The 13,647-nt window shown below is 32.0% G+C and carries 12 protein-coding genes and 19 tRNA genes; 2 read left to right on the top strand and 29 right to left on the bottom strand.

Translation table 11 applies throughout. The features are described 5' to 3' along the window. The 4 genes from hisB to ABGT36_RS05300 are packed head-to-tail and all read right to left on the bottom strand — an operon-like array spanning position 1 to position 3,487. Entirely contained in the window at positions 1-588 is a 588-nt protein-coding gene (gene hisB / locus ABGT36_RS05315) for an imidazoleglycerol-phosphate dehydratase HisB (RefSeq protein ID WP_087302744.1), read from the bottom strand. Then, complete coding sequence (hisD, locus tag ABGT36_RS05310) at positions 578-1,888, bottom strand: histidinol dehydrogenase (RefSeq protein ID WP_087302746.1); 1,311 nt, start codon at positions 1,886-1,888, stop codon at positions 578-580. Before hisD ends, hisB begins: the two co-directional genes overlap by 11 nt. After that, complete coding sequence (gene hisG, locus ABGT36_RS05305; RefSeq protein ID WP_087302748.1) at positions 1,882-2,517, bottom strand: ATP phosphoribosyltransferase; 636 nt, start codon at positions 2,515-2,517, stop codon at positions 1,882-1,884. Before hisG ends, hisD begins: the two co-directional genes overlap by 7 nt. Then, positions 2,510-3,487 (bottom strand): ATP phosphoribosyltransferase regulatory subunit, encoded by a 978-nt coding sequence (locus tag ABGT36_RS05300; protein WP_239404241.1) that lies wholly within the window; start codon positions 3,485-3,487, stop codon positions 2,510-2,512. Before ABGT36_RS05300 ends, hisG begins: the two co-directional genes overlap by 8 nt. 442 nt (positions 3,488-3,929) lie before the next feature. Between ABGT36_RS05300 and gdhA the strand changes: the two genes are divergently transcribed. After that, positions 3,930-5,273 (top strand): NADP-specific glutamate dehydrogenase, encoded by a 1,344-nt coding sequence (gene gdhA, locus ABGT36_RS05295; protein ID WP_087302752.1) that lies wholly within the window; start codon positions 3,930-3,932, stop codon positions 5,271-5,273. Between the two features lie 21 nt (positions 5,274-5,294). On the opposite strand, the gene ABGT36_RS05290 is transcribed toward gdhA, so the two are convergent. From ABGT36_RS05290 to ABGT36_RS05170, 25 genes are all read right to left on the bottom strand, one after another. Further along, entirely contained in the window at positions 5,295-5,678 is a 384-nt protein-coding gene (locus ABGT36_RS05290) for a hypothetical protein (RefSeq protein ID WP_296882598.1), read from the bottom strand. A 188-nt stretch (positions 5,679-5,866) separates the two neighbouring features. Further along, positions 5,867-6,424, bottom strand: a complete 558-nt coding sequence (locus tag ABGT36_RS05285) for a GNAT family N-acetyltransferase (RefSeq protein ID WP_346677111.1) — start codon at positions 6,422-6,424, stop codon at positions 5,867-5,869. 212 nt (positions 6,425-6,636) lie between these two features. Continuing rightward, a tRNA-Phe gene (locus ABGT36_RS05280) sits at positions 6,637-6,712 on the bottom strand. A gap of 1 nt (position 6,713) precedes the next feature. Continuing rightward, a tRNA-Asp gene (locus ABGT36_RS05275) sits at positions 6,714-6,790 on the bottom strand. 4 nt (positions 6,791-6,794) lie between these two features. Further along, positions 6,795-6,871, bottom strand: a tRNA-Met gene (locus tag ABGT36_RS05270). A 19-nt stretch (positions 6,872-6,890) separates the two neighbouring features. Next, positions 6,891-6,983, bottom strand: a tRNA-Ser gene (locus tag ABGT36_RS05265). Positions 6,984-6,996: 13 nt separating this feature from the next. Beyond that, positions 6,997-7,073: transfer RNA gene (locus tag ABGT36_RS05260), tRNA-Ile, on the bottom strand. Between the two features lie 36 nt (positions 7,074-7,109). Continuing rightward, positions 7,110-7,186 (bottom strand) — tRNA-Met (locus tag ABGT36_RS05255). A 37-nt stretch (positions 7,187-7,223) separates the two neighbouring features. Beyond that, positions 7,224-7,299: transfer RNA gene (locus tag ABGT36_RS05250), tRNA-Ala, on the bottom strand. 7 nt (positions 7,300-7,306) lie between these two features. Further along, positions 7,307-7,383 (bottom strand) — tRNA-Pro (locus tag ABGT36_RS05245). A gap of 63 nt (positions 7,384-7,446) precedes the next feature. Continuing rightward, positions 7,447-7,522, bottom strand: a tRNA-Phe gene (locus tag ABGT36_RS05240). A 1-nt stretch (position 7,523) separates the two neighbouring features. Continuing rightward, positions 7,524-7,600: transfer RNA gene (locus tag ABGT36_RS05235), tRNA-Asp, on the bottom strand. Positions 7,601-7,604: 4 nt separating this feature from the next. Further along, a tRNA-Met gene (locus tag ABGT36_RS05230) sits at positions 7,605-7,681 on the bottom strand. Positions 7,682-7,700: 19 nt separating this feature from the next. Further along, positions 7,701-7,793, bottom strand: a tRNA-Ser gene (locus ABGT36_RS05225). Between the two features lie 13 nt (positions 7,794-7,806). Beyond that, positions 7,807-7,883, bottom strand: a tRNA-Ile gene (locus ABGT36_RS05220). 36 nt (positions 7,884-7,919) lie between these two features. Further along, positions 7,920-7,996, bottom strand: a tRNA-Met gene (locus ABGT36_RS05215). Between the two features lie 37 nt (positions 7,997-8,033). Beyond that, positions 8,034-8,109, bottom strand: a tRNA-Ala gene (locus ABGT36_RS05210). A 7-nt stretch (positions 8,110-8,116) separates the two neighbouring features. Then, positions 8,117-8,193 (bottom strand) — tRNA-Pro (locus ABGT36_RS05205). 5 nt (positions 8,194-8,198) lie between these two features. Beyond that, positions 8,199-8,275, bottom strand: a tRNA-Arg gene (locus tag ABGT36_RS05200). 71 nt (positions 8,276-8,346) lie between these two features. Further along, positions 8,347-8,435, bottom strand: a tRNA-Leu gene (locus ABGT36_RS05195). 7 nt (positions 8,436-8,442) lie between these two features. Then, positions 8,443-8,517, bottom strand: a tRNA-Cys gene (locus tag ABGT36_RS05190). A 377-nt stretch (positions 8,518-8,894) separates the two neighbouring features. Next, positions 8,895-10,670 carry an extracellular solute-binding protein gene (locus ABGT36_RS05185; protein ID WP_346678627.1) on the bottom strand — a complete coding sequence of 592 codons (1,776 nt, stop codon included), beginning with the start codon at positions 10,668-10,670 and terminating at the stop codon, positions 8,895-8,897. A gap of 40 nt (positions 10,671-10,710) precedes the next feature. After that, positions 10,711-11,568: an ABC transporter permease gene (locus tag ABGT36_RS05180; RefSeq protein ID WP_087299811.1), complete on the bottom strand. Its 858-nt coding sequence runs from the start codon at positions 11,566-11,568 to the stop codon at positions 10,711-10,713. Further along, positions 11,568-12,611 (bottom strand): spermidine/putrescine ABC transporter ATP-binding protein, encoded by a 1,044-nt coding sequence (potA, locus tag ABGT36_RS05175; protein ID WP_087299813.1) that lies wholly within the window; start codon positions 12,609-12,611, stop codon positions 11,568-11,570. The genes ABGT36_RS05180 and potA overlap by 1 nt, the downstream gene beginning before the upstream one ends. A 10-nt stretch (positions 12,612-12,621) precedes the next feature. Continuing rightward, a complete protein-coding gene (locus tag ABGT36_RS05170) occupies positions 12,622-13,155 on the bottom strand; it encodes a helix-turn-helix domain-containing protein (protein WP_087371834.1) in 534 nt (177 codons plus the stop codon). Positions 13,156-13,370: 215 nt separating this feature from the next. Here ABGT36_RS05170 and ABGT36_RS05165 point away from each other — a divergent pair, with 215 nt between their 5' ends. Beyond that, entirely contained in the window at positions 13,371-13,646 is a 276-nt protein-coding gene (locus ABGT36_RS05165) for a DUF1905 domain-containing protein (protein ID WP_346678625.1), read from the top strand. The last annotated feature ends 1 nt before the right edge of the window (position 13,647 follow it).

Here is a 13,647-nt window from a genome sequence, read left to right as displayed (position 1 = left end):
CTATAAAACGCCTTTTGAAGATACTATTTTATCTTTATTAGCTTCATCGATACTAACAGCTTCTTTTAAAGCTCTACCTAAGCTTTTAAAAACCGCTTCAACAATATGATGATTATTGGTACCGTAATGTTGATTAATGTGCAAAGTTATTAAAGAATTAAATGCAAATGCTCTAAAAAATTCAACTGCCATCTCTGTTTCAAAAGTTCCAATTCTTTCACAAGTCAAGTTAACATTAAATACTAAATAAGGTCGACCACTAATATCTAAATTAGTAGTTACTAATGTTTCATCCATTGGAATTGTAAAAGATCCATAGCGTTTAATACCTTTTTTATCATTCAACGCTTCTTTTAAACAAGTTCCTAAAACAATTCCTAGATCCTCGATAGTATGATGGCAATCAACTTTTAAATCACCATCGCACTTAACCGTTAAATCAAAATTACTATGAAAAGCTAATAATGTAAGCATATGGTCGAAAAAACCTATTCCAGTATCAATATCACTTTTTCCAGTTCCATCAAGATTTAAGTCAACGTAAATAGATGTTTCTAAAGTTTTACGTTCTATTTTACTAGTTCTCATCGTAATCCTCCTCAAAACGCACTGCAATTGAATTAGCGTGTCCATCTAACCCTTCACTTTTCGCAAATGCCATAACATCATCTTTAAAAGTAGCTAAAACATCCTTAGGATAATAACTATATGATGAATATTTGACAAAATCGTATACTCCTAAAGCTGAATAAAATTTAGCGGTTCCTCCAGTAGGTAAAACATGATTAGTTCCACTCATATAGTCTCCTAATGGTTCTGGTGAATATTCACCTAAAAAGATAGAACCGGCATTTTTAATTTTAGGAAGACAATTTACTGGATTATCAACTAATACTTCTAAGTGTTCAGGTGCTAAATAATTAGAAACTTCAAAAGCCTGATCAATATTATCAACAATTATCGCCCCACCATAATTAGCCAAAGATTCTTCAATAATTTCTTTTCGTGATAGATAAGCAATCTGACGTTTTAATTCTTGATTAACTTGATCAACTAAACTTTTACTTGTTGTTACTAACATCGCACTAGCTAATTTATCATGTTCAGCCTGACTAATTAAGTCAGCAGCAATATATTTGCTATTAGCATTTTCATCAGCAATTACTAAAACTTCACTAGGTCCAGCTACCATATCAATATCTACTAAGCCATAACTTAACTTTTTAGCAGTAGCAACATAAATATTTCCTGGTCCAACTATCTTATCAGCTTTTTTTATTGTTTGAGTGCCATGAGCAATAGCTGCGATACCTTGAGCTCCTCCAAATTTATAAATCGTATCAATGCCACAAACTTTTGCAGCTGCTATAATAATTGGATTTACTTTACCATCTTCTTTTACCGGTGTAATTATTACTAAATCTTTAACTCCAGCTAGTTTAGCTGGTAAAGCATTCATTAATACCGTTGATGGATAACAAGCAGTTCCCCCTGGAACATATAAAGCAACTCGTTCAATAGGACGAACCATTTGCCCCATTATTACTCCATTTTCTTTAAATAAAGACCATGACTTATCAATTTGATTTTTATGAAATTCAATTATCTGTTCTTTTGTTCTTTCTAGAATTCGTAAATAATTAGCATCTACTTGCTTTAAAGCAATTTCTTTTTCTGCTTCACTAACAATTAAATCTGCTTCATCTTTTATTTGATAACCATCAAACTTTAAACAATATTCATATAATGCTTCATTACCCCGCTTATTAATATCATCAATAATTTTCATTACCGCATCATTAACTTCTTTACTAATATTTTCTTTTCGATTATCAAGTTTTAAAGCAACTGCTTCTAAATTACCGTTGTATTCAATTACTTTTAACATTTTTCTTCCCCCGTTACTGCTTCTAACTTATTAACTAAATCAAAAATTTCATCTTTTTTAAATTTTAAACTTACTTTATTTACGATCATTCTAGTCGAAATATCACTAATTTTTTCAATTACTTCTAATCCATTGGCCTTTAAAGTTGATCCAGTTTCCACAATATCAACTATCGCATCACTAATTCCGACGATTGGTCCTAATTCTACTGAACCCTCTAGTTTAATTATTTCAACATCCTCTTGTTTTTTAGCAAAATAACTTTTAGCGACTTTAGGATATTTACTTGCAATTCTTTTTCTACGGACATATTTTCTATTTCGATATTCAGGATAGGCGGCAACTGCAAAGTAACATTTACCAATTTTTAAATCTAATAATTCATAGTAATCTTCAAAATCACTATCATCTAAAGTATCTTTACCTACAAAACCAACATCAACAATTCCATGCTCTAAAAATGTTACAACATCATTAGCCTTACCAAAAATCATTTCAATGCCATCTTTGGTCTTAATTAAAAGTTCGCGATCTTTATTAAATACCGGCTCCATATCATAATTAGCTTCTTGTAATAACTTACAAACCTGCTTTTCAATTCTTCCTTTTGTAATAGCAATCTTAATCATTGAATTCCCCCTCCTTATCCAATGCTTTTAAAATATGATTCATATGATAACAAAAACCAATTGCCCCAACATTTTTATTAAAACGTGGTAATAAATCATCATAACGACCACCAGAAATAATCGGCTGGGCACTTTTATCACAGTAACCTTTAATCATCAACCCAGTATAATATTTCATTGCCGGTACCATTCCTAAATCAAAAATAATTTGATCATTACAATCTAATACCTCATATAATTCTTTTAAATTATTTAAAGCTTCTAATAATATTGGATCATTAAGATTACAAATTGCACTATTTAATAAGTTTATATCCCCAAAAGCTAATGGTAATTTTAATAATAATTGATTTAATGAATCCGAAAAATCATTTTCACTTACAAACTGTTTCATTGCACTAATATTACGATATTTTAAAATTTCAGTTAATTTATCAGCTTTATCCCCCACTAAATAACAAATTCGATTAAAAAATTTAGCCGAACCAATTTCTAGTAATATATTATTTAATCCTAAATGTGGTAATGACTCTAAAATCATCGTCAAACATTCTTTATCACCAGCAATACCTGGTTTATTGATTAACTCAACGCCCCCTTGGAAAAACTCACTAGAGCGACCTTTATGCATAATTTCTTTACGATACACTTTGCCAAAATAACAATAACGAGCGACTTCATTATTAAAGTTATTTGTTGAATAAAAACGAGCTAACGGAATAGTAAAATCACAGCGCATTGCCACATTTTTTCCTTCATGATTAATATATTGAAACATCTTTTCTTGATCAAAACCACAATCTAGTTTTGTATATAAATCAACATATTCAAAAGAAGGCATCAATACTTCTTGATAGTTATTTTTAGCAAAGATAGTACGCAGATTATTTTCAATTTCTCTTAACTTACCAACATTGCTAATAATCGCATCAATGCTTTCTTCTGGTATTAAATATTTAAACTCTTCCATTTTATTTCCCCCTTTATTTACAAAAAAACGAGTCATTTACTAATGACTCGCTATAATCATTTTGTCATTAGATACACCCAAAAAATATTTAGCACAAAATGGGTTGTATCATAAAAGATATAACCCTAGGTAATCCAATGGTGGTGATGTAATTGTTGTAAATTTTTTATCGCTTTCATTTTTTATCACCTCTTATTGTATACAATATTATCATATTAAGTTATAAATGAAAAGAAATTTTTATTAAAATTATAAAATACAATAACATTTTGAATTTGTGATTTAAAAATTTCCCGATATAATCATATTATTTTGAAAAATGCGGTATTTTAATATCAATGTTAATAATTTTTTCTATCTATAATATATTTTTCTTAAAATGTTTATTTATTATTAGATTAATAGTATTATATTGATTAGATAAAAAAGGAGGACAATTTTAATGGATTATATTACAAGAGTTTTAGATGAAGTTAAAACAAAAAATGCTGATCAGCCTGAATTTATCCAAGCTGTAGAAGAAGTATTAGAAAGCTTACGACCAGTAATCGAAGCTCATCCTGAATATGAAAAACAAGCTATTTTAGAAAGATTAGTTGAACCAGAAAGAACTATTATGTTTAAAGTTCCTTGGATGGATGATAATGGACAAGTTCAAGTTAACCGTGGATATCGTGTTCAATTCTCAAGTGCTATTGGACCATATAAAGGTGGTTTAAGATTACATCCAAGTGTTAACTTAGGTATTATTAAATTCTTAGGATTTGAACAAATTTTCAAAAACTCACTTACTACATTACCAATCGGTGGTGGTAAAGGTGGTTCTGATTTTGATCCACAAGGTAAATCAGATAACGAAATTATGCGTTTCTGCCAAAGCTTTATGACTGAATTATATCGTCATATTGGTCCAGATGTTGACGTGCCTGCAGGAGATATCGGAACAGGTGCTCGTGAAATCGGTTATATGTATGGACAATATCGTCGTATCCGTGGAGCATTCGAAAATGGTGTTTTAACTGGTAAACCATTACCATATGGAGGAAGTTTAATTAGACCAGAAGCAACTGGATTTGGTGCTTGTTACTATGGAAATGAAGTATTAAAACATTTCAACGATAGTTATGAAGGAAAAACTATTGCTTGTTCTGGATATGGAAACGTTGCTTGGGGAGTTTGTTTAAAAGCTCGTGAATTAGGTGCTAAAGTAGTTTCTATTTCTGGACGTGATGGATATGTTTATGATCCAGAAGGTATTACTACTGATGAAAAAATTGATTTCTTATGTAAAATTCGTGAATCAAATGATGTTAAATTAAAAGATTATGCTGAAAAATTCGGTTGCGAATTCCATCCAGGTGAAAAACCTTGGGGATTAAAAGTAGATATGGCATTCCCATGTGCTACTCAAAATGAAATTGGATTAGAAGAAGCTAAACAATTAGTTGCTAATGGTGTTAAATATATTATTGAAGGTGCTAATATGCCTACAACTCCTGAAGCAATGGAATACTTCATTAATAACGGTGGAACTTTAGGACCTGCAAAAGCTGCTAACGCTGGTGGAGTTGCTGTATCTGCATTAGAAATGGCTCAAAACTCAATGCGTTATAGCTGGACTGCAGAAGAAGTTGATGCTAAATTAAAAGAAATCATGAAAAATATTCATGATAACTCAAAAGCAGCTGCTGAAAAATATGGATTAGGATATGATTTAGTAAAAGGTGCTAATATCGCTGGATTCGAAAAAGTTGTTGCTGCAATGATTTCTCAAGGAATTTATTAATTTAATAAGGCGCTATCTTTCTTAAATAGCGCCTTTTTTATATTCGTTAATATTTTCCATCAATTCTTCATAAAATGCCTCAGCATTTAAAATATAAAGCGTTGACTGTCCACGATGTTTGATTTTCAATTTATGCTTTCCAAGCAAAGTAACATCCTTAATATCTTTATACTCAATTAATGCAGGTAAAATACCTATTCCTTTAAATTCATAAATCAATGTTGAATCATTAAATATTTTCATATTATATTTAGTTGTTAAAATTATTAATAGTGTAAAAGCTAAAATAATACCAATAATAACTTTTGTTCGATTATTATCTAAAGCAAAATATACACATGCTCCACTAACCGCTAGAAAAAAAATAATTGAGAATATTAACATTCTAAACTCTTTATACTTCATTAAATCACCTCATTAAATCTAGTCATCAGTATATCATAATCATATAGAAATACAATATTTATATATAAAAAAAGAATTACAAATAAAAAGTAAAATGATAACTATAATAATCAACCTCTATTACTTGTTAATTCTTCTTTAATAATCCAACTGTATTTATAATTTTATTACATACTTATTATAATTTTCTATACATTAAACTTATCAGATTTAATAAAATATTTAGGATTAAAACCTTTAACCTGAATTGTCTTCATCATCGCTTTAAAAACCTCTAGTTCAAAATTATCATCCATACAAAACACTTCATAATCTACACCAAGATATAATAGAAAAAGTCCGGTTTCTTTATACTCATTATGTAAATAAAAATTACGTCGTTTTTCTCTTTGAATACTATTATCAGCTAAATTAACAAGCATTTCAAAATCAACAACTTGTTTCTTTGATAGATATTTTTCTTTTAAAATTTTAATAGCACGACTTTTATACCCTTTTGAACGACAAGATGAATCGATTGCTAAAAAGAAAAGATATGCTAAATCTTCATATGTAAGAACGACCATAAAACCAACAAAAGTATCTATATCCTTTAATGCTAAAAAATCAAAATTATCTGCTTTTGCCATCTCGATAATTTTTGCTGGTTCTAAATATTCTTCAGGTGGAAAAGCCTCTTTTGCAAGGTTATTAACTTTATCTAAAAAGATACTATCTTTGGTAATATTTTCTATATCTAATATCATATAAATCTGTCCTTCTACAAATTATTAATTTAACAATTATAGTATACATGATTTATGTTTGTTTTGATAAACATATTATGCATTATCTAATAAATAACTAATAATAGCTCAATTAACAACTGTTATATAAAAAAAGAAGTAATTTATATAAACTACTTCTAAGATCTATATTTTAAATAATAAAAAAACAACCTTACAGTTGTTAAGTCAAATGGTGGTTCCGGCCGGAATCGAACCAGCGACACGAGGATTTTCAGTCCTCTGCTCTACCGACTGAGCTACGGAACCATGGCGGTCTGGACGGGACTCGAACCCGCGACCTCCGCCGTGACAGGGCGGCATTCTAACCAACTGAACTACCAGACCATTTTGGTTGCGGGAGAAGGATTTGAACCAACGACCTTCGGGTTATGAGCCCGACGAGCTACCAGACTGCTCCATCCCGCGATATTTAATTTTAATATAATGGCGAGGGATGAGGGATTCGAACCCCCGCGGGACGTTAATCCCCTGTCGGTTTTCAAGACCGATCCCTTCAGCCGGACTTGGGTAATCCCTCGCGTTATTAAATTTGGTGGACCCTGTTGGACTCGAACCAACGACCGATCGGTTATGAGCCGATAGCTCTAACCAGCTGAGCTAAGGGTCCTTGTTGTTCTTCACTTAGGGGCACCTTCTATTAAATTGGTAGCGGGGAAGGGATTCGAACCCCCGACCCACCGGGTATGAACCGATTGCTCTAGCCAACTGAGCTACCCCGCCGTAATCAACTACAGCAACGCTATAATTTAATATCTAATGGTGGAGCCTAGCGGGATCGAACCGCTGACCTCCTGCGTGCAAAGCAGGCGCTCTCCCAGCTGAGCTAAGGCCCCTTTTCAATGGTCGGGAAGACAGGATTTGAACCTGCGACCCCCTGGTCCCAAACCAGGTGCACTACCAAGCTGTGCTACTTCCCGAATCACTATTCATAACCAATGAATTTTCCGAAATAAAAACAACCTTACAGTTGTTAAGTCAAATGGTGGTTCCGGCCGGAATCGAACCAGCGACACGAGGATTTTCAGTCCTCTGCTCTACCGACTGAGCTACGGAACCATGGCGGTCTGGACGGGACTCGAACCCGCGACCTCCGCCGTGACAGGGCGGCATTCTAACCAACTGAACTACCAGACCATTTTGGTTGCGGGAGAAGGATTTGAACCAACGACCTTCGGGTTATGAGCCCGACGAGCTACCAGACTGCTCCATCCCGCGATATTTAATTTTAATATAATGGCGAGGGATGAGGGATTCGAACCCCCGCGGGACGTTAATCCCCTGTCGGTTTTCAAGACCGATCCCTTCAGCCGGACTTGGGTAATCCCTCGCGTTATTAAATTTGGTGGACCCTGTTGGACTCGAACCAACGACCGATCGGTTATGAGCCGATAGCTCTAACCAGCTGAGCTAAGGGTCCTTGTTGTTCTTCACTTAGGGGCACCTTCTATTAAATTGGTAGCGGGGAAGGGATTCGAACCCCCGACCCACCGGGTATGAACCGATTGCTCTAGCCAACTGAGCTACCCCGCCGTAATCAACTACAGCAACGCTATAATTTAATATCTAATGGTGGAGCCTAGCGGGATCGAACCGCTGACCTCCTGCGTGCAAAGCAGGCGCTCTCCCAGCTGAGCTAAGGCCCCTTTTCAATGGTCGGGAAGACAGGATTTGAACCTGCGACCCCCTGGTCCCAAACCAGGTGCACTACCAAGCTGTGCTACTTCCCGACAAATGGCGCGCTAGGCAGGAATCGAACCCACAACCTCTTGATCCGTAGTCAAGCACTCTATCCAGTTGAGCTACTAGCGCATTTCGTAATGCTTACATATATTAGCATAATTCATTTTTATTTGCAAGTCTTTTTTTTACTATTTATTTAATGGTGCCCAGGGCCGGAATCGAACCGGCACGGATTTTGAGGTCCGCAGGATTTTAAGTCCTGTGCGTCTACCAGTTTCGCCACCTGGGCAACATTATGGAGGTTCCAACCGGACTCGAACCGATGATAACAGAGTTGCAGTCTGCTGCCTTACCAACTTGGCCATGGAACCATTATTTCGTTTTTCTTTTTTACCGCCCTTGCCGGACTGCTTTTTTATTATATGTTATCTTTTAAAGAATTGCAACCCTTTTTTACAAAAAAATCATTAACTTTTAAATAAAAATTAATTTAAAACCAAATTTATGGCTAATAATCATCTTTTTTTTATCTCTTATTTTTTTAATTTTTTTTAAAAAAATAACCTAAAACTACCTAAATACGTTGTTTTAAACAATTTTAATACTAATTTTTATTTTGTTATTTATTATCTATTTCTATTTAACTTTTTCAAAATATAATTAATACTCTTTATTTAAATAACTTAAAACTATAAAAAAGGAAACCTAAACGATGTTAAGTTTCCCCTTTTATCAAAATCTATATCTATTATTTAGCTTTTACTTTAGTCCAACGAGAGTTATACATTTCTTTAACTTCATCAGTTTGATATGCAAAAATCTCATCATTGTCCTCTGTTCTTATTCCATAAGCACTAATTCCATTAAAATCTTCTTTAGATGCTTGGTTAGCTGCATTAACATTTGCAGTTAAATAACCTACTTCTACTGTATTTCGATAAGATATTTCATCTGAAATCATAAAATTAATAAACTGATTAGCCAATTCAACTTGTTTACATTCTTTAGATATAACAAAACCATCAAACCAGATATTAGTTCCTTGATCTGGCATATAAAATTTCATATTTTCATTTTCAGCCATAACAGCTGCTGCATCACCAGAATACATAATAGCCATAGCTTTTAAACCACTAATCATAGTATCAATTGATTCATCACCAACATATACCGGATCCATTTCCGCTCTTTGGTCAATTAACCATTGATATGCAGCATTTATTTCTTGTTGGTCAGTTGTATTCATTGAATATCCTAACGCCTTTAAAGCTACCATAAAACTATCTCTTTCAGAATCATACATATATATTTGGCCTTTATATTTAGTATTACGTAAAATATCCCAGCCTTCTTCTAGATCTTTAGCATCAACAATAGTCTTATCATACAAAATTCCTACATTACCACAGAAATATGGCACCCAATAATCGTTATTAGGATCAAATGATTGTCCTAAAACCCCTTCATTAATATTTGAAATATTAGGTATCAAATCTTTATCAATCTTTTGTAATTGATCTTCTTTAATCAACCGTTCAATCATATATTCTGAAGGCACCATAATATCATATGAATTTCCACTCATATATTTAGTATACATTATCTCATTAGAATCAAAAGTCTCATAAATTATTTGACAATCATATTCTTCTTCAAACTCATCAAGAACGGTTTTATCAATATACTCACCCCAGTTATAAACTCTTAGAGTTCTTTTGGATGTACCTGTTGAAATAGACCAGCCAATAGCAATAATCATACAAACTGCCAAAGCAACTTTAACTACTTTACTATTAACAATCTTTTTAGTAAATTTTGGGCAGAATTTAGGTACAATTGTCCCAATACAAACAAACAATAACACTACTACTAAAATAATTGTAGCTAGAGCATAGATACTAGGATTCGTTCTTTTTGACATGTTGTAAATAACAATCGAAATATTTTCAATACCATTACCACTTACAAAATAAGAAATAATAAAATCATCAAAAGACATTGTAAATGCTAATAATGCCCCTGAAATAATTCCTGGTTTAATTTGTGGCAAAATAACCTTTGTCAATGCCTGAAACGGCGTTGCCCCTAAATCCATTGCTGCATCAGCTAAATTAACATCTAACTGACGTACTTTTGGTAAAACATTTGTAATTACAAACGGTGTACAAAAAGTAATATGTGCTAATAATAGCGTTAAATACCCTTTTTCAATTTTAATAAATGAAAACAATAACATTAAAGAAATCCCAATAACGATATCTGGATTCATAATTGGTAAATTATTTATTTGTAAAATCAATTTTCTTAAAACTGGTCTAGATTTAGAAATACCAATTGCTGTTATTGTTCCTAAAACAGTCGAAATTGCTGTCGATAAAATAGCAATACTAACTGATACAATAATCGCATCAATCATTTGCTGATTATTAAATAATTCTTGATACCATCTAATCGAAAAACCACTCCAGCTTGAAAGCGACTTAGAATCATTAAAAGAAAAAATCGCCATTACCACTAGAGGCATATATAGAAAAATTAATGTTAAAACAATACCTAGAGAACCCTTAAACCTTTTTTGTTTTTTCACGTTTAGTTTCCTCCTGATATCCTGCATATTTTTCAACTCGATTAATTAATCCCATTAGAATAATAACCAAAATAGCCAAAATCAATGAAACAGCACTACCAAAATGCCAATCTCCAACATTAATAAACTGCTGTTCAATAAAATTACCAATTAGTGAATATTGTCCACCACCTAATAATTTTGGAATTACAAATGATGATATTGATGGTAAAAAGACCATAGTTATCCCTGTTAAAACACCACCTAGTGATAATCTAAAAGTTATCTTCCAAAATGTTGTTACAGGACTAGCTCCTAAATCATTACTTGCTTCAATCAATGATTTATCCATTTTTGTTAACGAAGTATGAATTGGTAAAATCATAAATGGTAAAAAATCATAAACCATTCCTAACACTACCGCAAAATCAGTATATAACAAGCTAACTTCACCGAAACCAAATAATTGGAAAATATTACTAATTACTCCTTTATTACTTAAAATATTGATCCAGGCATAAGTACGCATTAACATATTGATCCAAGTTGGAAATGTTATCAATAAAATTAATAACGTTTGTGTTTTTTCTTTACACTTAGAAATCGCATAAGCAACCGGATAACCAATCAACAAACACAAAGCAGTTGTTATTATTCCTAAAACAAATGATTTGATCAAAACAGATATAAATATCGGATCAAAAAACTTAGTAAAATTATCTAAAGTAAATTTAAATGTTGCAACATTATTTCCTTTAGCAACAAAAGCATAGATCATAATCAAAAACATTGGTACGACTGTTAAAACAAACAGCCAAAAACAATATGGTCCTACTAATTTACGAAAATGCTTCATTAATATGTACCCATTTTCTCCATGACATGAATATCTTCAGGCCAGAAATCTAAATTAACTTTTTTTCCTACTTCACTAATATCAGTAGTATGTACCATATAATTACGATCTTTTGTTTCTACAATAATTTCATAATGTACCCCTTTGAATACAATTGATCTTACAACACCTTCGATTTTCCCTTTACCAACATCAACAATATCTAAATCTTCAGGACGTAAAACAATATCTACTTCCTGTCCCTCATCAAAACCTTTGTCAACACATTCAAATTCTTGATTATCAAAAGACACTAAATAATCTTTAACAAATGTCCCCTCAATTATATTAGAATCACCAATAAATTGAGCTACAAAACGATTTTCAGGTTCATTATAAATATCAGTTGGTGAACCAATTTGTTGAATCTGCCCTTCATTCATAACGACAATTGTATCTGACATTGTCAAGGCTTCTTCTTGATCATGGGTTACATATACAAATGTAATCCCAACTTCTTGTTGAATATTTTTTAATTCAATTTGCATTGCTTTTCTAAGTTTTAAATCCAATGCTCCTAGTGGTTCATCCAATAATAAAACTTTAGGTTCATTTACTAATGCCCGAGCAATAGCAACACGCTGTTGTTGACCACCAGATAATTGATTAATATTACGAGGTCCAAAGCCTTCTAAACCTACTAGTTTTAACATTCTTTCAACTTTATGCTTAATGGTATCTTTATCCATTTTTTTAATTTTTAATCCAAAAGCAATATTATCAAAAACATTCATATGTGGAAATAATGCATATTTTTGAAATACAGTATTTAATTCTCTTTTATATGGAGGTAATGAACTAATATCTTGACCATCAAATAAAACTCGTCCACCATTAGCTTCTTCGAAACCACCCATAATTCTTAGTGTTGTTGTTTTACCACAACCACTAGGTCCTAATAAAGTTACAAATTCTTTTTCATTAATATCCAAATGAATTCCCTTTAATACAACTTGACCATTATATTCTTTAGTCAAATTATCTAACTCAATTAATTTTGTCATACGCTCTCCTTTAAAATAATGGTGGTGTTGAAACCCAAATTACTTTTGCTTTTGTTTCTCCTGGATTAGATAAATAATGTGCAACTAACCCTTTCAAATAAAATGTTTCACCTTTTTTCAACACATATTCCTTATCACCATATACTAATTTAACCCTTCCTTGAACAACATAACCAAATTCCTCACCTTCATGAGGATCAATCGTCATTGACTGATTATTTTTTTCTAATTCAATCAATATTGGTTCCATCTCATTTTTTTGAGCATTAGGAATAATATAAGAAATTTTATATTCATCTTGAATATTTTCAAAAAAATCATCTTTTTTAAAAACAATCTGTTCCTCTTGTTTTTCACTAAAGAATTCCTGTAAATTAGTCCCTAAAGCTTCTAAAATATTTTCCAAAGTCGCTACTGAAGGTGAAGTTAAATCACGTTCTAACTGCGATAAAAAGCCTTTGGTTAACTCACTACGATTAGCTAATTCTTCTAAAGTAAGACCATTGGCTTGACGTAATCGTTTTACTTTACTTCCAATATCCATAAAACACCTCCATCTTTAATTTCATAACAGCCTAATTATAGCGAAAAATGTCAATAAAGCAACCTATATTTAACAATTTGTTTAATATATTATACTTTTTTTGTTTAAAATAATAAATTTTTTATTTAATATAAAGTATTATTGGTAAAATAATATACTAAAGACAACTAAAACAGTATAATAAATAATATCAGGAGTGATTAGATGAATAAAAAATATATGAATATGACGAAAAAATACATTGCAATTTAGATAATGGTGGTGCCTATGTTATTTTTCCTTGGAACATTAAAGAAGAATTCGATCGTGGTCGTGTTAAAGTTTTAGCCCTATTTGATAATGAGCCATATCAAGGCAGCATAGTTAATATGGGAGTCAAAAATGAAGATGGCAGCATTTGTTACATCATCGGTATTCCCAAAAGAATCAGAAATAAAATCAATAAAGGTGATCTGGACTTAGTCCATGTAATCATTAAAGAAAGAGAATAAT

Source organism: Erysipelatoclostridium sp. An173 (assembly GCF_963931465.1).
Taxonomy (GTDB): domain Bacteria; phylum Bacillota_I; class Bacilli_A; order Erysipelotrichales; family Coprobacillaceae; genus Thomasclavelia; species Thomasclavelia merdavium.
The sequence above is the reverse complement of the archived record's forward strand: the minus strand, read 5'-3'. Positions and strand labels throughout refer to the sequence as shown.